Source organism: Acinetobacter tjernbergiae DSM 14971 = CIP 107465 (assembly GCF_000374425.1).
Taxonomy (GTDB): Bacteria; Pseudomonadota; Gammaproteobacteria; order Pseudomonadales; family Moraxellaceae; genus Acinetobacter; species Acinetobacter tjernbergiae.
Genome location: NZ_KB894353.1, coordinates 40,137 through 59,731, shown reverse-complemented (window position 1 = coordinate 59,731; position 19,595 = coordinate 40,137). Strand labels below are relative to the sequence as shown.

The window sequence follows — 19,595 nt, the reverse complement described above, 5'->3', positions numbered from 1 at the left end:
ATTTTTATTTCCTAGTCATATTTTATTAGTTAAAATAAAAAAATAAAAAGAGTTTATGCTTTATTATTTTATGCGTAATTCAATATTATTTTTTGGGACTTATATTTGTGAAAAAATATCCTATTATTCTAAGTATTCTGTTATTTAGTTTCATACAAAGCGTATGGGCAAATATGAGTCCGAAAGCTCGAATTATCAATGGCAATCTGACTACAGAAGCACAAATCCCGTGGCAAGTTGCACTCATAGCTAGTCCCTTAGACCCTTATCAATCCTACATTTGCTCAGGAAGCTTAGTTGCAGATCGTTGGGTGGTGACAGCAGCACATTGTATTGAACAACTCGAAAAACAAAACAGTGATTATTATATTTTGATTGGCGCACAAAACTTACAAAGTATTCAATTAGGACAAATTATTAAAGTTAAAAAGGGGTATATACATGAGAAATATAATAATCATATTTATGATAACGATCTTGCACTATTAGAATTGGAAAGTGCTGTTGATTTTATAAAGTGTGGTAAAAATTGCCAAACGATCGACGTTATTAATCCAACTTTAGAAAAACAAAATGCATTGATTGCGAGTATGACGCAAATTGCAGGGTGGGGAGTATTAGAAGATTGTGACAATAGTCAATCTCTAGTTTGTCAGCAGTACGCAGGGCAAATGATGAGAAATCCTGCGCTGTATCCAACGACTTTAAGATATACCACCGTAAAATTAGCCAATTGTCTATCTTCATCATCATTATATAGCGCGCAACAAATCACTCAGAATATGCTTTGTGCAGAATCACCGATGCAAGACAGTCTTACAGATGCTTGTTATGGTGATAGCGGTGCAGGTTTAACGATTAATAATTTAGAAAAACCATATTTGCTAGGTGTTGCGAGTTGGGGAATTGGCTGTGCGAAGGTTGGTTATCCTGGGGTTTATACTCGAGTTGCGAACTATTCAGATTGGTTAAACGCTTATCTGCATCCAAATACCGTTCCCGAACAAAAAAGTAGCCAAACAAGCCAATCGGGTGGTGGAAGTGTCAGTGTGTTCATGATTTTATTCTTAGTAATATTGGCGATTGTACGTTGGCGCTTTATTAAAAGTGCTTAATATTTTTTGCTTTATACTGAATACCTGAAATTGATGAGTTTTAACTATGCGCGGTCTTTATCTTATTACCAATGATGATCCTCTCCAATTATTATTAGAAAAATTAGAGGTCGCTTTGGCGACAGGGCATATTGCGATTTTACAGTATCGTCGTAAGAAAGTTGCAAAAGCTGATCAGCCTGATGAAGTTGAACAAATCCAAGCCCTCTGTGAAACATACCAAGTTCCATTTGTGATTAATGATGATTTGGAATTGGCTGAGCAATTTGGTTTAGGTGTACATCTTGGACAGTCCGATGGTGAAATTACGGATGCCGCTGCACGTTTATCACAAGGTATCATTATTGGTCGTACCTGTCTGAATTCATTAGAATTGGCTGAGAAAGCAATTGCTGAAGGTGCAACCTATGTGGCTTTTGGTGCAGTTTATGCAACTTCAACCAAACCTGAAGCAGGGAATGTTGGGATTGAAGTGATTCAACAGGCAAAGCAAAAATTTGATGTACCCATTTGTGCAATTGGTGGTCTGACAGTTGAAAATTCTCAGCTTGTGATTGATGCTGGGACGAGCCTTTGTGCAGTCATTAGTGATATATTAGGACGATCAACAGCCGAAATTCCTGCTCGTGTGGCTGCATGGGCACAGTTATTTGCATAATTTTTTATTCGCCTTGTGGAACTGCAAAGGTTCTTCGGAGCTTTAGTTGTTCCTCATCTTCGATTTTAGGTTGAACATTTTATGAGTCTATCTCCAAAGCAAGAACAGTTATTTAAACAAGCAAATAAACATATTCCAGGTGGTGTCAATTCGCCTGTACGTGCATTTAATAGTGTTGGTGGTACGCCAGTCTTTATTGAAAAGGCAAAAGGCGCATACTTATGGGATGTCGATGGCAAACGTTATGTGGACTACGTGGGCTCATGGGGACCGATGATTCTAGGTCACGCACATCCTGATATTATTCAGGCAGTACAAACTGCGGCGGAAGATGGTTTAAGTTTTGGTGCACCAACCGTACATGAAACTACTTTAGCGGATACGATTTGCGAGATCATGCCTTCAATTGAAATGGTGCGTATGACCAGTTCAGGTACAGAAGCGACGATGACCGCAATTCGTTTGGCACGTGGTTATACAGGGCGTGACAAGATTGTAAAATTTGAAGGGTGTTATCACGGTCATTCAGATTCGTTATTGGTGAAAGCAGGCTCAGGTTTACTCACTTTAGGTGAAGGTGAACCAACCTCAAAAGGCGTACCTGCTGATTTTGCAAAGCATACTTTAACGCTGCCATATAATAATATTGAAGCTTTAAAAGAATGTTTTAGCAAGTTTGGGCATGAGATTGCTGGTGTGATTATCGAGCCAGTTGCAGGCAACATGAACTTGGTTACGCCAATTGATGGTTTCTTGCAAGCGATTCGTGATGTATGTGATGAGTACAAATCGGTATTTATTATTGATGAAGTGATGACGGGTTTCCGTGTTGCTTTAGGTGGCGCACAATCGGTTTATAATGTTAAACCTGATTTAACCACTTTGGGTAAAATTATTGGTGCGGGTTTACCGGTTGGTGCTTTCGGTGGTAAACGTGAAATTATGCAATGCATCGCGCCTTTAGGTGGTGTTTACCAAGCAGGAACTTTGTCGGGTAATCCATTGGCAATGCGTGCCGGTATCGCGATGTTCAAACATCTACGTGAACCTGAATTTTATGACAAGCTTGCGGCACAGTTAGCAAAATTGCTTGCAGGGTTACAAGCTGCGGCAGATGAAGCAGGTATTCCATTTAAAACCCAACAAGTCGGTGGAATGTTCGGTTTGTATTTCACAGATCAAGATGACATTACGAGCTTTGATTCGATGTTAGCGTGTGATGTTGATGCATTTAAGAAATTTTTCCACGGCATGTTAGCGCGTGGCGTATATCTTGCACCATCTGCATTTGAAGCTGGCTTTATTTCGTCTATGCATTCAGATCAAGATATTGCAGCGACCATTCAGGCAGCAAAAGAAACTTTTGCTGAAATGAAAGCATCTATTTAAATTAAAATGATGAAAACACCACAGTAACTACGGTGGTGTTTTTTTCAGTGAGAATAAAAAGTAGAATTAAATTGATTTTTTGATTGTATTTCTAAGCTAAGCTTTTTATGATTGCCCGCTTGTTTTCATCCAGTCGTTGGAAGGCTACCTTGATAGATTTTCTAAATGAACATTTGATTCATCGTGATGAAGATTTTATGGTCATCCATAAACCTGCTGGACTTCTGACAGTGCCGGGGAAAACACCTGATTTACAAGACTGTCTGATCAATCGTTTATTAAAATTAGAACCGAAAACTCTACTCATTCATCGTTTAGATCGTGATACCTCGGGTATTTTGGTGTTTGGTTTATCCAAATTTGGACAGAGCAATATTTCACGTCAATTCCAAGACCGTCAAACCTCAAAAATTTATCAAGCTTTGGTTGCTGGTCATTTAGAGGGTCAGGGCACAGTTGATATTCCTGTGATTTATGATCCAAGTCGTCCGCCATTACATATCGTTGATGCAGCACATCACAAGCCTGCATTAACCGAATGGCAAGCCATTGAGCATTTCGAAATTCAAGGACAAGCAGTAACCCGAGTTAAATTGACTCCGATTACAGGGCGTTCACATCAGCTTCGTGTACATATGCAATATTTAGGTCATCCGATTTTGGGTGATACTTTATATGCCACACCAGAACAACAGCAGCTTTATGCGCGTTTGTGTTTACATGCAATGCAATTAAGCTTTGCTCATCCTAAAACAGGCACTCAACTCAGTTTTGACTGCCCAGTGCCGTTTTAATCGTATTTTTTTGATCAAACTAGATGTAAAGCGCGCTATTTGAGCAAGCTTTATGTCAAAATATTAGGGTTATTTGCGCAGTTGATTGCTCGTAAATACCAAATTTAAAACTACATAAAGTAGCTTAAGCTTTCGTCAGTTTAAGGCATACAATATGTGGGCTAACATGAAAAAAGGTGGAATAAATTGCAGCCGTTTGCTATTGGTCAACGTTGGTTATCGGATACAGAAACTGAACTCGGTCTAGGTGTTCTTATTGATGTAGATGAACGTTCTATCAGCATTTTATTCCCGAAAAGTGATGAAACGCGTGTTTATGCACGTAACAACGCGCCTTTGTCTCGTATCATCTTTAATGTCAAAGATGAAGTACAAGATCAAGAAGGTGTTAAGTGGATTGTTGAATCGGTTGAAGACCGTCATGGCGTGCTTCGTTACGATGTCGTCCGTAGCCTCGAAAATGGCGAACAAGAACGTAAGTCATTGAACGAAACTCGTATTGGTGCGCAAATCCAACTATCAAAACCTTTGGAACGTCTGTTAGCTAGCCAAGTTGATTATAAAGAATGGTATGACCTGCGTATTGAAGCGATGCTATTGCAAGCGCAAATGCATACCAGTCCTTTACGTGGTTTTTTGGGTGCGCGTGTGGGTTTGATTCCACATCAACTGTATATCGCACACGAAGTGGGTAAACGTTTTGCACCACGCGTATTGTTAGCCGATGAAGTCGGTTTGGGTAAAACCATTGAAGCGGGTTTGATTATCCATCAACAACTGAAAACAGGACGTTCAGAGCGTATCCTAATTTTAGTACCTGATTCATTACAGTATCAGTGGATGATTGAAATGCGTCGCCGTTTCAATTTGCAATTTTCTCTATTTGATTTAACTCGCACAGCATCAATCAAAGAGCACGATCCTGATCTAAATCCTTTCCTGACTGAGCAATGCATTATTGCGAGTGTCGATTTGATGGTTGACCATGATGATTTGCGTGAGCAAGCGGTTGAGGCAGGTTTCGATTTACTGGTGGTTGATGAAGCACATCATTTGATGTGGAGTGAAGAAGAAGGCGGCAATGATCGTTATGATCTTGTTGAAGAATTAGCTGAACAAACTGCGGGTGTGTTACTGCTCACCGCAACACCTGAACAATTAGGTGTTGAAAGTCATTTTGCACGTCTTCGTTTGCTCGATCCGCAACGTTTCAGTAGCCTCGATCGTTTCCTTGATGAAGAAGAAAAATATCAACACACAGCAAAAGTTGCAGAAGTGTTGATGTCAGATGAAGCATTGACGGAAGAACACCTTGCTGCACTAGACGGCTTATTAGGTCATCGTATTGATGATCAGCCTGAACAGCGTATGCGTGCGATTCATGAATTATTAGATCGTCATGGTACAGGTCGTATTCTATTCCGTAACACGCGTGAAGCAATACAAGGCTTCCCTGGTCGTGATTGCCAACCAGCACCTTTGCCAGCACCAGAAGATTGGTCATTCGATGGCAAAATGCGTGAGCAAATGTGGCCAGAAGAAGGTCAACTTGATGGTGCATGGATGGAAAATGATCCGCGTGTGCCATGGTTGATGGAAGTGCTACGCAAAGATTTAAAACACAAAAAAGTGTTATTGATCGCACGTAGTGGGCCAGTGGTTGAAGCACTTGAAAATGTATTGCGTTTACATGCAGGCATTCGCACAGCCATGTTCCATGAAGGTATGAGCTTATTAGAGCGTGACCAAGCTGCGGCATATTTTGCAGAAGACAGTTATGGCGCTCAAATTCTCCTCTGTTCTGAGATTGGTTCGGAAGGACGTAACTTCCAGTTTGCCAGTGACCTCATTTTATTTGACTTGCCTGCAAACCCAGATGTACTTGAACAACGTATTGGTCGTCTGGACCGTATTGGTCAGGAAAATCGTATTCAAATTCATGTGCCATATTTGGTGGGTACCGCACAAGAACGTATGTTCCGTTGGTATAACGAAGCACTGAATATTTTCAGTAGTATTTCTCCAACCGCACAAACGTTGCAAGAAAACTTTATTATTGAACTCAAAGATTGTTTATTGGCAGATCAAGGTCAGACTTTTGAAGATTTACTTGAAGAAGTAAATGTACAGCGTCAGGCATTGGAAGCTGAGTTGCAAGCAGGTCGAGACCGTTTGCTTGAGTACAACTCTTGCCGTCCAATTGTGGCACAAGGTATTGTGCAAGCACTTGAGGACTATGATGACAACACGACTTTACCGATGTTTGTGAAGCGTTTCATGTCATCAACCAATATTGATTTTGATGAGCAAAGCAACGGTACCGTGATCATCAAACCAACAGATCAAATGCAAGTTCAAGGAATCACCTTGGATGAAGAAGGGATGACGGCAACCTTCTATCGTGATCAGGCACAAATCCGTGAAGATGCACAGTACTTAACTTTGGAACACCCATTTATTGAAAGTGTGATGGAGATGATCCGTACACAATCATTTGGTAGTACCAATGTGGCATTGCTTAAATCCAATGCGTTGAAACAAGGTTCAGTTTTATTGGAAGTTTGGTTCAAGGTCGATGTCGTTGCACCAAAGGCATTGAATTTACCATCTAGCTTACCGAAACAATTAATTCGTGTCTTATTGAGTGAAACTGGTCAGGATTTATCTGCCAAGATCGATCCAAGTATTTTACGTCCGTACTTACACCACTTAGATGGTAATAGCTGTCGTCAAGTTGTGAAAGCACGCCGTGATGTCATTGAAACACGTTATGCACAAGCTTTAGATATTGCCAAAACCTCTTTGCCAGAGTTGATGCAACAAGCAAAAGAACATTATGGCAGTAAATGGCAATATGAAATTGACCGTTTAGCATATCTCAAGCAATTTAACCCAAGTATTCGTCAAGATGAAATTGAGCGTTTACAAAAGTTCCAGAAAGAGGGTCTAGGCTTATTAGATGGTCTTTCTGTGACTCCAGAAGCGATTCAAGTTTTGGTTGTGGTTAAGCCTTAACTGAAACAGTAATAAAAAAGAGGACAATTAAAGTCCTCTTTTTTATGCCAATTGATTTAGTGATCAATATTGGCTTCTAAGAACCATAAATATTGATCTAAGTCCTCTAATGCGGCATGGATAATATCTTCAGAAATAGGGTCTTGAATTTTATTAATGGTGTCACGTAGATGATTGGCGACCACACCATAACGATCAGCTAGTTCTTTTAAATGATCTTGTACCGCATGAATTGCAACAGGATAAGGCTTGAGATGTGATGTCTCTGCAACTGTTTGGGTAGTTCCCAGTGCTGTGCCACCAATTTGTACCGCACGCTCAGCGACATTATCTAAATGAGTAATAATTGAGGTGCGGAATGTATCTAACATTTCATGCACTGCAATAAAGTTGCTCCCACGCATGTTCCAATGCGCTTGTTTGGTCAGTAAAGAGAGATCAATAAGATTGGCAAGTATTTGATTTAATATTTTAACGGTGGCTTCTTTGATGGCGTCATCTAAATTATTACGTGTATATACTTTCAAAGCCGCTGCTGAAGAATTCATAGTTACCTCATTCAATTATAATGTGATGAAACATCGTGAATAAAATGATTCATTTAGTCTTTAGCATATGCTTTGAGTGGGCATGTGAATGTTTTAATTCGCAAGGATTTTGTAATTTTGCTTATCATTATTTTTCTTTTGATCACATAGGTGTTTATAAGTATAAATAATGCATGAATTTGTTAACTTTAAGTTGAGCTGATTAAACACCCGTTAGATCAGCCCTGCATCTTTACATTCCAATTTGATATAAGCGTAAAAGATAGGCGCAACGATTAAGCCACTTAACCCAAAGATAGCTTCAAAAATCAGCATTGCAAGCAGGACTTCCCAAGCGTTCGCATTAATTTTTGTACCAATGATTTTGGCATTTACGAAGTATTCAAGTTTGTGAATAATCACTAAGTAAGCTAAAGCGATTGCTGCTACAGAGAGTGAAATCGTCAGCCCAGCCATGATAATCAAGGTATTCGAAATCAGGTTGCCAATAATTGGCAGTAAACCGAAAATAAAAGTAAGAATGGTGAGTGTTTTTGCGAAAGGTAAGTGAATATTAAATAAAGGAAGTACAATAAAAACAAAGATCATAAATAACACTGTATTGATCAAAGAGATCTTCACTTGAGCAAATACAACATTTTTAAACGAAGTCGAAAGTTTTTTAATACGGTGCATTATTGCCGCTTTAAAGACAGGTTGTACAGCATGTTGTTTGAAGTTTTGAATCGAAACTAAAATACCAATAATCAGACCAATCAACATGGTTGCAAGGCTGTGTAAAATATCTGTGCCAGTATTTTTCACAATTGAAATATTATTTTTGATAAATGAAAGAATCTGATTTTTGATGTCGGCAACACTATGAGGGAGATAACCCGGAACATATCGACTCATTTCTGCTTGGAATTTAATCAGAGTTCGATCAATTTTAAAATTAAAGGAATTGAGCCCCGTACCTTTTAAATCATAGATCACAAAACTGATTAGACTGGTAATAAAAAAACCAATCAAGAAAGTGGTTAAAATCCCGAGAATAATACTGATAAAGATACGTGCACGTTGACCATCAATGTGTTTTTCAACAATTGAGCTTAAACTATTAATAATTTCGAAGATGAGAAAACCTGCGAAAAAACTAGGCAAAAGATGCAAGGGAATGACCATCACCAAAAACAAAAACATCAGTAAAAAACTGGCGATGATGCTTTGACGGTCATTCAAAAGATTCATGATCTGTATGCCTAATTTAGCTTGTAGTTATGATAAATGACAAAGGTGAAGTCTTAATTGCTCTAGTTTATGCTGATGAAATTGCTTAATCAATTTCCATTTTATCGAAATGACGAGCACCCTCTAAAATCATACGAATCATCACCATGGTTTGCTCTGCAACTTCAGTGCGTAGTTCTGGGGGTAAATCAATTACTTTTGCGCCCATGTTAAAAACCAATTGGGTAATTGCTTTTGCTGCAATATCGGCATGACTGATTTTACTGTCATTCATTTGTTCCAAGCGAATCAAATCTTCTTGAAGTTCTTGTTGAAAGAAATTCAGCTGACGATCTACAGCCGATTTATACGAGGTAGAACCTGTATAACCTTCACGAAGTAATAAACTGAGGTAGCCTTCATCGGCATCTAATTGTTGAATGAAAACTTCAACTGAACTGCGGATAATGCTTTGCTGCATAGAAGCTTGTAAACGTGCTTCACGAATAATCTTACGTAACACCAAACCTGCGCGATCAATTAAGGCGATTGCAAGTTCATCGATGTCTTTGAAATGGCGATAAAAACTATTTGGTGCGATACCTGCTTCACGCGCCACTTCACGTAAGCTTAAAGAGGCAATACTTTTTTGAGGACCGATTAAATTTAAGGTCGCTTGGAAGAGTTCTTCTCTTGTAATGGTTGCTTTTCTACCAACCGAGCGTACAGGAGATTTCATGGCAATGACATCTTGTTCATTTATTGTGTCATGACCGAGCGGTAAAAAAGAAGAAGACTGAACCATTATTTTCAAAATATAAGTAAGCTACTCGGGATTATAGCGATTGTCTGAGTACTTGGGAAATGTAAATTCTTATACGAATATATATACAAATATATATACATATGTATAATAATTAAAAAATGATCAGAGTTCCCGCTCATGCAAGTAGTCGAAAAGAGAATTTCTCTATTCAATTCAATAGCCCAAAGCGTAATCACGAACCATGATGCCAATTTTTGGCTACAAAAAATCAATCCACTTTGGTCGGTCAACCAATCACTTGCTAAAGTCGTAAAAAAACAAACAGTGGCTAAAGATACGGTTAGCCTTATTTTGCAATGCAATCGTCATGTACAGCGCGGTGCAGCAGGACAACATCATCCTGTCACTGTTGAAATCGCAGGGCGTCATTACGAACGTACTTATAGCTTGATGCAATTAGACGCAGATCATCTTTGTTTAACCGTCAAAAAAGTTGATCAAGGTTTGGTGAGTTCATGGTTGGTCGAACAATCTAAAGCTGGGGATATTGTCTATTTAGGGCAACCTTATGGCGATATGCAGCAGCATATTCAAACCCCCAATCTGTTATTACTTGCAGCAGGTAGTGGCATTACGCCAATGCTGAGCCTGATCGAAAGTTTGAGTCAAACTAAACAGTTTTCAACGACATCTGTCCAGTTGCTGTATTGGGTGAAAACTCAGGCTGATGCCGCCTATGCTGAATATTTAAAAGAAACGGCAGAAAATTTCTCTCAATTCAGTTATCAAATTTTTTATACCCAAGAGCAAGATCAACGTTTAAATCAAAACCATGTAGACCAAATTTCAGCTTTAAATGCGACCACTGTATATGCCTGTGGGCCATCAGGTTTTGCTGCGACCGTAGAAACATTATTTTCTGATGCTGCCTTGCTTCAAACAGAAGCTTTTAGTTTGAGCCAATTGGATGTGGATGCTTCGGAAACTGGTTTTGTAAATGTGCGATTGACTCAATCCAATAAAACAGTCGTGATTCCTAAAGGACAATCCATTCTTTCTAGTTTGGAGCATCAAGGTGTTAAACCTAATCATGGTTGCCGTATGGGTATTTGTAATAAATGTGCTTGTACCAAAGCCCAAGGCTCAACTCAAAATTTATTGAATGGTTCAGTGAATCATGAACCTGCTCAGTTGCTAAAAATTTGCGTAAATTCCGCTCAATCTGATCTTGTGATTGATCTATAAGTGAGAAATTGATTATGAATATGCCTGTTAAAATTGAATATTTTAAGAATCCTAAAAACAGTGAATTGACTGCTGCTGAGTTAGATGCATTTGCTCGAGAACTCGATCAAATCAAACAAGAAGTTTTGGATGATTTGGGTGAGAAAGATGCGAAGTACATTCGTCGCGTTTATGCTTCAGTTCGTTATAGCAGCTTACTCGGAAGAGCTTTGTTGTTTGCAGGATGGTTTCCACCAGCATGGTTGTTAGGAACGGGTCTACTGGGTTTTGCCAAAATCATGGAAAATATGGAACTCGGTCATAATGTGATGCATGGGCAATATGACTGGATGAATGATCCAAAATTTAATGGTCAGACTTATGAGTGGGATACTGTTGGAACCTCAGATAACTGGCGCCAAACGCATAATTACAAGCATCATACCTACACCAATATTAAAGGGATGGATGATGATATTGGCTACGGTTTGCTACGATTGTTCCCTGAACAACGTTGGAAGCCTGGTTTCTTATTTCAGCCTGTTTACAGTATTCCATTTTGTTTATTGTTTCAGTGGGGCGTGGCGATTCAAAATCTCGAAATAGGGAAATTGATTTATAAACGTAAATCAATGGCGCAATTCAAACGTGAATGGCAGCCTGCACAGAAGAAAATTGCCAAGCAATTATTAAGAGACTATGTGTTTTTTCCATTAATTGCAGGGCCATCAGCGATTCCTGTGTTTACTGGAAACCTAGTTGCCAATGGCATTCGCAATATTTGGACGTTTAGTATTATTTTTTGTGGTCATTTTACTAAAGACGCAGAAGTATTTCCAAAAACGGTCTTGCAAGATGAAAGTCGTGGACACTGGTATATGCGCCAAATTCGCGGTTCATCTAATTTAACAGGTTCAGAAGCATTTCATATTTTGACAGGGCATTTGAGCCATCAAATTGAGCATCATTTATTCCCAGATATTCCTGCACGTCGCTATCGTCAAATTGCACCTAAAGTAGAAGCTGTATGTGAGAAATATGGTTTAAATTACAATAATGCTAGTTTTGTAAAACAATTCGGTGAAGTGGTAGGGCGTATTTTTAAATATGCGCTTCCTTTTAAAAAGTAAAAAACTAACTCAAGCAGAACAGCCCCGAATACCATGTTCGGGGCTTTTTACTTTTATTTTTTCTTTTTTGAAACCCACATGGTAATAGTGGCATGAAAGACTTTATCGTTGTGCTGATCGAGTACATCGACATTCACTAGATATTCTCCAGCTTTCTCCCAATCATAGTGATCCTCTACAGGTGTTGCGATCGCGATGAGATCTGTATCTGCTTTCTTTAAATATTCGACAGTCATACCTTTTGGAATCCAGCGATGTGTGGCTGGAACAGTCACCTCAGTCATGGTGCCGCCTGCAAGTTCTGCCATATTACACATTGCAATCGCATGAACTGTACCAATGTGATTCAGTACAGAACGTTTTTTCTTAATCGATATTTTGCAAGAGTTTGGTTTTAACTCCTCAAATAAGGGCGAAATGCTACTGAAATAAGGGGCTTTTAAACATAACATCCGTGTGAATGTCCATTTTCCAGCAGGTAGAGCCGAAGCTTTGTTCCATAATTCCAAAGTTGAAGGCATTTAGAGTTTCCTATTAAACAGAATTAAATTCTTTAATGGAATATAATTCTGTTTACAAGTTGTGGTCAAGTCATTCACAATAGTTCCGATGATTGGTAAATTTAAATAACTTATGCAAACGGCTCAGCAATTATTAGAACGCTTATACCCACAACGTAGATCATTGTTAAAAAGACAAATCTTATTGGATGCCTTGTCGTGTTTTCTTGAATATGGTTTAGATGCAACCAGTATTGAAATGATCCGAGACAAGTCTGAAAGTAGTGTCGGGGCAATTTATCACCATTTTAAAAATAAGGAGGGGATCATTGCTGCACTGGTTTTTGCTGCTTTGGATGATCAAGCTTTGTTGAGAGATCAATACCTCGACAATACGCAATCTTTAAAAGAGGTGCTGAATGCTTTGATTTATAGCTATGTTGATTGGGTTGCTGATCAACCACATTTTGCAAAATTTTTAATGCTTGCTCATTTTAATGTGATGCAAAGTGAGTACCGACCATTGTTAAATGAAAAAAATAAACTGAGAAATCAAAAAATCGTGAGCTATATGTCGACATATAGCGATGCTAAGTTATTGAAATCAGTACCGCCTGAATTGATGATCTCATTGGTGATTGGTGCAACTGAAAGTTATTGTCGAGCATGGTTATCTGAAAAAGTGCTTACCAACCCAAATGTTTATCGGGAAAACTTGGCTCAGGCTGCTTGGGATTCATTGCAGAACTTATAGCATGACACTATTATTTTGCAAACTGCACAAATTGAAAGAATGAGACTCAAAATTTTCTCTTAGATTTTGCTTAAATAAAATTAAAATTGCTTATATTCGGTGTGTTCATATCATTCAAACAACACCTTCGCCAGTGAGCAAAAAGCAATTAAATTCTTGATTGGGTGTATGCGATACGCCCCTACAATTATGCATCAATATGAAAGAGATCATTTTCCCATGTTCGAGGATTATTAATAATATAGTTAGAAATTACCGTATAGGATTTTTCATTACGAATGATATGTTCATAGTAATTTCTTTGCCATACTTTTTGATTAAAATCGAGTTGATTAAATTGTTTTGTAACTGCAGCCTTATAGCCACGAATGATCGCACCAATATTATTAGATGGTGATCGTAGGGGCGTATTGCATACGCCAAAATCACTACACATGCCTAGATTATCAGTAGTTTGAGTAATAGAAATATTCTCTATATCTGGCTTTTTTAGATGGATGATTGCATGCATATGATTAGGCATAATAATAAAATGGTCTAAAACAACATTGTTTCTTAAATTGATAGTATTTAACCATTCATCGTAGGCGATTTGCCCAAATTGATTTAACGTCATTTCTTGCTCAGTAATTTGACCAAATATACATTGTCGGTCTGCGCAGCAAATTGTAATAAAATATATTCCATTTTGTGAATAATCATAGCCTTTTAGGCGGATAGTTTTTCTGTGATGTATATTTGGGGTATAGGTATTCATTGTTCTTATCTTTATATGTTGAATGGATTATATTATAGAAATAGGGCGTATCTGATACGCCCTTATGTGAATATTTAATTATTTAAATTGGATTGAACCATTGGCACTGACAGTAATCTTGGATTCACCAGCTGCCATATCTTGTGCAGGTGCTGCTTCCGCCATTGAGAATTTTGCCATACCGCCACGCATCATCGGTTGTGGAAAATAATTACTGGTATTTAAGTTCAAGCTAACGAGATTGTATTGTGCTTTATCCCATGCACGTGTAATTGCTAATGCACGTTGACGAAAGTTATTAGATGCTTCAATCATCAGCTCATTTTCAACTTTTTTACGTTGCTCATCCGATACGGTGAAGCTAATCGATTGAGTTTGGAAGCTTTGTTGTAGTTCACTAATCAACTGGCTTGCTGCTTTAAAGTCTTTACTTTCAATTTGGATTTCTGCACGAGCGCGCCATTCTTTCAATTTATTATTATCATTGTCATAAATAGGATAGGTACTTTGTGCGCCTGTTTCGACTTTCACTTGTGCGTATTTACGAGAAATTGCCTGAGCCTGATTCATCAATTGATTAATCTGGTTAGAAAGCTCAGCAGGTTGCTTATTACTTCTTTCAATGTAGAGTACGGCGCGCATTTCATCATTTGCAACTTGACGCGCAGCATCCGCTTGAATGTTGACAATATTGTAGTTCAAGTTCTCAGTTTCATGAGCAAAAAGGCTTGGACTTAGTGTCGCCCCAATCATCATCGCGGTAAGTGCTAAAGTACGCATAAAAACTTCCTTAAAATTTGGTATTAGAGATTTATTTTTTACAAGTCTGATATTAAAAACAACTGATGAGGAACTTCTGCATATTTTGTGGTGTCTTTGTAATATATTAGCAGTGTTTTGCAACGAAAAATAAAATAAAAAATATTATAAATTATATAATTAGCTTTGTTGATTTGAACATTCATCTAAAAAAAATAGTGCTGTTAAAAAAAGCTTACTTTCTTTCGCTTGTCACATAGTATGATGATAATTCATCATACTTATTGGAATGAAGCATTTTTTCAATAAGATTAGATGAATGTAAGGCATAAAAAGAGTTTATTTTCTTTCAAAATTAGGTATCATCTCGCTCCTAGTTGAAAGATATAAAAATTTGTGTCTGCACTAGATTCTAAAAAGCACCGAGTCAAACGACCGCAAGTCACCAGACTTATTTCTTTTACCCATATCAGAGATGGTAATTCGATATGAGCGTTACTTCCGTAAATCCTGCCGCTAATGCAACCAACGAATATTATTTGACTCGCCAAAGTCAGATGGAATCAAATGTTCGTAGTTACCCACGTAAACTACCGTTGGCAATAGCAAAAGCACAAGGCTGCTGGGTTACTGATGTTGAAGGTACAGAGTACCTTGATTGTTTAGCTGGGGCAGGGACATTGGCTTTAGGTCATAATCATCCTGCGGTGATTCAAAGTATTCAAGACACATTGGCAAGTGGTTTGCCCTTGCATACTTTAGACTTAACAACGCCTTTAAAAGATGCGTTTACTGAAGCGCTTTTGGCTTATTTGCCAGGCGGTCAAGAAGAATATTGCCTACAGTTCTGTGGTCCATCTGGTGCAGATGGTACAGAAGCGGCAATTAAATTAGCGAAAACTTATACGGGTCGTAGCACAGTGATTAGTTTCTCTGGTGGCTATCATGGTATGACGCATGGCGCGCTTGCAATGACAGGTAACTTGTCTGCAAAGAATGCAGTCAATGGCTTAATGCCAGGCGTTCAATTTATGCCATACCCGCATGAATATCGTTGCCCACTTGGTTTAGGTGGGGAAGCAGGTGTTGATGCTTTAACATACTTCTTTGAAAACTTCATTGAAGATGTTGAAAGCGGTGTAACCAAACCTGCTGCTGTAATTCTTGAAGCGATTCAAGGTGAAGGTGGTGTGGTAACTGCGCCTGTGAAGTGGTTACAAAAAATTCGTGAAGTGACTGAAAAGCACAACATCGTTTTAATCTTGGACGAAGTTCAAGCTGGTTTTGCTCGTTCAGGTAAAATGTTTGCCTTTGAACATGCGGGCATCGAGCCTGATGTTGTCGTGATGTCTAAAGCGGTAGGTGGTAGTTTGCCACTTGCAGTATTAGGTATCAAACGTAAGTTTGATGCTTGGCAGCCTGCGGGTCACACGGGTACTTTCCGTGGTAACCAACTTGCGATGGGTACAGGTTTGGCATCACTTCAAGTGATCAAAGAACAAAACCTTGCTCAAAATGCGCAAGAACGTGGTGATTTCTTACAAGCTGAGTTCAAAAACCTTGCTCAAGAATTCCCATGTATTGGTAACGTACGTGGTCGTGGTTTGATGATTGGTGTTGAGATCGTTGACGAGCGTAAACCTGCGGATCATATGGGTTCATTACCTGCTGATGCTCAACTTGCTGCTGCAATCCAAACGGCTTGTTTCAACAATAAATTATTGCTTGAAAAAGGCGGTCGTAACGGTACTGTAATTCGCTTACTTTGCCCATTGATTATTACTCAAGAAGAATGCGTAGAAGCGGTGGCTCGTTTCAAGAAAGCGGTTGCTGAAGCATTAAAAGCAGTACGAGGATAATCATGGTTGATTTTGCAGAACATCGTAAAGCGTTACTCTGCAATGATGCTCAATCTATTGCTGACTACCAGTCAGCAATGGGTGAAGCGGTAAATGCCGTTTCAGCATGGTTGCAAAATGATAAAATGTACACAGGTGGAAGCATTAAAGATTTGCGTGCAGCAATCTCTTTTAATCCATCAAAACAAGGTTTAGGTGTACAGCAGTCATTACAACGTATGATTGAGCTTTTCCTTAATAAGAGCTTAAAAGTACATCACCCACATTCATTAGCACATTTACACTGCCCAACGATGGTGATGAGCCAGATTGCGGAAGTGTTGATCAATGCGACCAACCAATCAATGGATTCATGGGATCAAAGCCCAGCGGGTTCTTTGATGGAAGTTCAATTGGTTGATTGGCTTCGTCAAAAAGTCGGTTATGGCGCAGGTCAAGCAGGCGTGTTCACTTCTGGTGGTACACAGTCAAACTTGATGGGTGTATTGCTTGCGCGTGATTGGTGTGTCGCGAAAAACTGGAAAGATGAAAACGGCAAACCGTGGTCTGTTCAGCGTGATGGTATCCCAGCAGATGCAATGAAAAACGTCAAAGTCATCTGTTCTGAAAATGCACATTTCTCTGTGCAAAAGAACATGGCGATGATGGGCATGGGCTTCCAGTCAGTTGTGACTGTTCCTGTGAATGAAAATGCACAAATGGATGTCGATGCGCTAGAAAAAACCATGGCACATCTTCAAGCTGAAGGCAAAATCGTCGCGTGTGTTGTTGCAACAGCAGGTACGACAGATGCTGGAGCAATTGATCCACTCAAGAAAATCCGTGAAATTACCACGAAGTATGGTTCATGGATGCATATTGATGCTGCTTGGGGCGGTGCGCTGATTCTTTCAAATGACCATCGTGCAATGCTCGATGGAATTGAATTATCAGACTCAATCACGCTTGATTTCCATAAACATTATTTCCAAAGCATTAGCTGTGGTGCTTTCTTATTGAAAGACGAAGCAAACTATCGCTTTATGCATTATGAAGCAGAATATTTAAACTCTGCTTATGATGAAGAACATGGTGTACCTAACCTTGTGTCTAAATCATTACAAACGACACGTCGTTTTGATGCATTGAAATTATGGATGACGGTTGAAGCATTGGGCGAAGAGCTTTATGGTTCAATGATCGATCATGGTGTGAAATTAACACGTGAAGTTGCTGATTATATTAAAGCGACTGCTGGTCTTGAATTATTGATCGAACCACAGTTTGCTTCAGTCTTATTCCGTGTTGCGCCAGAAGCTTATCCTGCTGAGTTTATCGATAGCTTGAATCAAAACGTGGCAGATGAACTATTTGCTCGTGGTGAGGCGAATATTGGTGTAACTAAAGTTGGTGATGTTCAATCATTGAAAATGACCACTTTAAGCCCAGTTGCGACACTTGAAAACGTTCAAAACTTGCTTGCATTGGTGCTTGCAGAAGCGGATCGTATTAAAGATACAATTGTAGCTGGGACTTATGTTACAGCGATTGACTAATCGATTTGCTTTCTAAGAGAAAGGCACATTCATGTGCCTTTTTTATTTTTTAGTCTTTGCGATTGGGCTTAGAAAAATTTAGCTCATCTGAATATACTTTTAATTTATTCTCAAATAATTTTCGGAATAGCTTAAGATAGACGTGTAAATCGCTATTGGAAACCTGATTTTATTTCATTTAGAATCGAATTGACGGGTTAAAACCAACATTACAAAGACATTTGTCATATAGTTTTCATTACTAAGGTCGTCAAATTTATATTTCTAGTTTGATTTCTTATATGTTGTATTGTAAGTAAAAAATTATAAATTACAGCCATTAAGATAATTTTTCTTTCGCTATTTCTATTCAAAAAACTCTTTTTTTATGACTGAAAATTTTCAAATAAAAATGATCATCATAAAAGCGTCATAAAGTTGTCACTTAATTGTCATATTATCTCCTCAAAATGCAGTTAACTAAAGTACAACACTTGAATTAAAAAGAGTTGTAAATCAAATTGTATAAATGAGAGAAAACAGAATGCGCTTAAATCCACGTCATATCGCAATTGCATTAGCTGTATCTGGAGTAGCCGTAGCAACAACTGCGAATGCAGCTCGTGATACGATTCAAATCGCTGGTTCTTCAACTGTATTGCCATACGCAAGTATTGTTGCTGAAGAGTTTGGTAATACCTTCCCGCAATTTAAAGCACCCGTTGTTGGTTCAGGTGGTACTTCAGGCGGTTTAAAGCAATTCTGTCAAGGTGTTGGCGATAATACCATCGATATCGCAAATGCTTCACGTAAAATCAAAGATTCAGAGCTTGCTGCATGTAAAAAAGCAGGCGTAAATCAAGTTCAAGAAATCAAAATTGGTTATGACGGTATCGTATTTGCGTCTAACTCACGAAAGGGTGCTTATAACTTAGATCCAGCACATATATTTACTGCATTGGCTGCACAGCTTCCTTCAGGTGGTAAATTGGTTCCAAACCCATATACACGATGGAACCAAATTGATGATGACTTACCAAATGAACCGATTACTTTAGTTATTCCAGCAACAAACCATGGTACGCGTGAAGTGTTCCAAGAAAAAATGGTTGATGCGGGTTGTGAATCATTTGCTTATTTCAAAAATTTAGACAAAGAAGAACAGAAAAAAGCATGTTCAAACTTCCGTAAAGATGGTCGTGTGATTGAAATTGCAGGTGATTACACTGAAACACTGGCTCGTTTAAAAACTTCTCCTAATGCAGTGGGTGTATTTGGTTTAGGTTTCTATGATCAAAACCGCGATAAATTACGTGTTGCGACAGTAAATGGTGTTTTACCTTCTGAAAAAACAGTTTTAAGTGGTCAATACCCAGTATCTCGTGCACTTTACTTCTATGTGAAAGGCGAGCATTTAAAATCAATTAAAGGTTTACCACAATACGTAGAATATTTCTTAAATAAGAAAGCTTCTGGTAAAGGTTCTAAATTAGAAAAAGCAGGTTTGATTGCATTAAATGATAAAGAACGTGCAAAAATCCTTGCTGATTTTAAAGCTGGTAAATCAGTGAAATAAGATTGTTTAAAGGGAGGCTGGTGAGACA

Annotated in this window: 17 protein-coding genes; 11 read left to right on the top strand and 6 right to left on the bottom strand. The window is 38.6% G+C overall.

What is annotated here, in order from left to right; all coding sequences use genetic code 11:
• Positions 1–107 precede the first annotated feature (107 nt).
• From C502_RS0100255 to rapA, 5 genes are all read left to right on the top strand, one after another.
• On the top strand, positions 108–1,115 hold the full coding sequence (locus C502_RS0100255) for a S1 family serine peptidase (protein ID WP_023274705.1): 1,008 nt from the start codon (positions 108–110) through the stop codon (positions 1,113–1,115).
• A gap of 46 nt (positions 1,116–1,161) precedes the next feature.
• Positions 1,162–1,773: a thiamine phosphate synthase gene (gene thiE / locus C502_RS0100250; protein ID WP_018676851.1), complete on the top strand. Its 612-nt coding sequence runs from the start codon at positions 1,162–1,164 to the stop codon at positions 1,771–1,773.
• A gap of 81 nt (positions 1,774–1,854) precedes the next feature.
• The gene (gene hemL / locus C502_RS0100245) at positions 1,855–3,162 is read left to right on the top strand and encodes a glutamate-1-semialdehyde 2,1-aminomutase (RefSeq protein WP_018676850.1); all 1,308 of its coding nucleotides are present in this window, start codon (positions 1,855–1,857) and stop codon (positions 3,160–3,162) included.
• 149 nt (positions 3,163–3,311) lie between these two features.
• Positions 3,312–3,956, top strand: coding sequence for an RluA family pseudouridine synthase (locus C502_RS0100240; protein ID WP_171067592.1), 645 nt, complete (start codon positions 3,312–3,314; stop codon positions 3,954–3,956).
• A gap of 186 nt (positions 3,957–4,142) precedes the next feature.
• Positions 4,143–6,971 carry an RNA polymerase-associated protein RapA gene (gene rapA, locus C502_RS0100235; RefSeq protein WP_018676848.1) on the top strand — a complete coding sequence of 943 codons (2,829 nt, stop codon included), beginning with the start codon at positions 4,143–4,145 and terminating at the stop codon, positions 6,969–6,971.
• A 56-nt stretch (positions 6,972–7,027) separates the two neighbouring features.
• On the opposite strand, the gene dps is transcribed toward rapA, so the two are convergent.
• From dps to fabR, 3 genes are all read right to left on the bottom strand, one after another.
• The gene (gene dps, locus C502_RS0100230) at positions 7,028–7,519 is read right to left on the bottom strand and encodes a DNA starvation/stationary phase protection protein Dps (protein ID WP_018676847.1); all 492 of its coding nucleotides are present in this window, start codon (positions 7,517–7,519) and stop codon (positions 7,028–7,030) included.
• 213 nt (positions 7,520–7,732) lie between these two features.
• Complete coding sequence (locus C502_RS0100225; RefSeq protein ID WP_018676846.1) at positions 7,733–8,749, bottom strand: AI-2E family transporter; 1,017 nt, start codon at positions 8,747–8,749, stop codon at positions 7,733–7,735.
• 85 nt (positions 8,750–8,834) lie between these two features.
• Positions 8,835–9,533, bottom strand: a complete 699-nt coding sequence (fabR, locus tag C502_RS0100220) for an HTH-type transcriptional repressor FabR (protein WP_018676845.1) — start codon at positions 9,531–9,533, stop codon at positions 8,835–8,837.
• 138 nt (positions 9,534–9,671) lie between these two features.
• On the opposite strand from fabR, the gene C502_RS0100215 reads away from it, so the two are divergent.
• Positions 9,672–10,739 (top strand): ferredoxin reductase, encoded by a 1,068-nt coding sequence (locus tag C502_RS0100215; protein ID WP_018676844.1) that lies wholly within the window; start codon positions 9,672–9,674, stop codon positions 10,737–10,739.
• A 14-nt stretch (positions 10,740–10,753) separates the two neighbouring features.
• Complete coding sequence (locus C502_RS0100210; protein ID WP_023274706.1) at positions 10,754–11,848, top strand: fatty acid desaturase family protein; 1,095 nt, start codon at positions 10,754–10,756, stop codon at positions 11,846–11,848.
• 53 nt (positions 11,849–11,901) lie between these two features.
• Here the strand turns inward: C502_RS0100210 and C502_RS0100205 are convergent, their stop codons facing one another.
• Positions 11,902–12,369, bottom strand: a complete 468-nt coding sequence (locus C502_RS0100205) for a hotdog fold domain-containing protein (RefSeq protein ID WP_018676842.1) — start codon at positions 12,367–12,369, stop codon at positions 11,902–11,904.
• Between the two features lie 112 nt (positions 12,370–12,481).
• On the opposite strand from C502_RS0100205, the gene C502_RS0100200 reads away from it, so the two are divergent.
• Positions 12,482–13,102, top strand: coding sequence for a TetR/AcrR family transcriptional regulator (locus C502_RS0100200; RefSeq protein ID WP_018676841.1), 621 nt, complete (start codon positions 12,482–12,484; stop codon positions 13,100–13,102).
• Positions 13,103–13,289: 187 nt separating this feature from the next.
• On the opposite strand, the gene C502_RS0100195 is transcribed toward C502_RS0100200, so the two are convergent.
• Together C502_RS0100195 and C502_RS0100190 are read right to left on the bottom strand one after the other, a co-directional pair.
• A complete protein-coding gene (locus C502_RS0100195; protein ID WP_018676840.1) occupies positions 13,290–13,859 on the bottom strand; it encodes a transposase in 570 nt (189 codons plus the stop codon).
• A gap of 78 nt (positions 13,860–13,937) precedes the next feature.
• A complete protein-coding gene (locus C502_RS0100190) occupies positions 13,938–14,639 on the bottom strand; it encodes an SIMPL domain-containing protein (RefSeq protein ID WP_018676839.1) in 702 nt (233 codons plus the stop codon).
• A 467-nt stretch (positions 14,640–15,106) separates the two neighbouring features.
• Here C502_RS0100190 and C502_RS0100185 point away from each other — a divergent pair, with 467 nt between their 5' ends.
• From C502_RS0100185 to C502_RS0100175, 3 genes are all read left to right on the top strand, one after another.
• Positions 15,107–16,477: a diaminobutyrate--2-oxoglutarate transaminase gene (locus tag C502_RS0100185; protein ID WP_018676838.1), complete on the top strand. Its 1,371-nt coding sequence runs from the start codon at positions 15,107–15,109 to the stop codon at positions 16,475–16,477.
• A gap of 2 nt (positions 16,478–16,479) precedes the next feature.
• Positions 16,480–18,012: a pyridoxal phosphate-dependent decarboxylase family protein gene (locus C502_RS0100180; protein ID WP_018676837.1), complete on the top strand. Its 1,533-nt coding sequence runs from the start codon at positions 16,480–16,482 to the stop codon at positions 18,010–18,012.
• A 523-nt stretch (positions 18,013–18,535) separates the two neighbouring features.
• Positions 18,536–19,567: a substrate-binding domain-containing protein gene (locus tag C502_RS0100175; protein WP_018676836.1), complete on the top strand. Its 1,032-nt coding sequence runs from the start codon at positions 18,536–18,538 to the stop codon at positions 19,565–19,567.
• Positions 19,568–19,595: the final 28 nt, after the last annotated feature.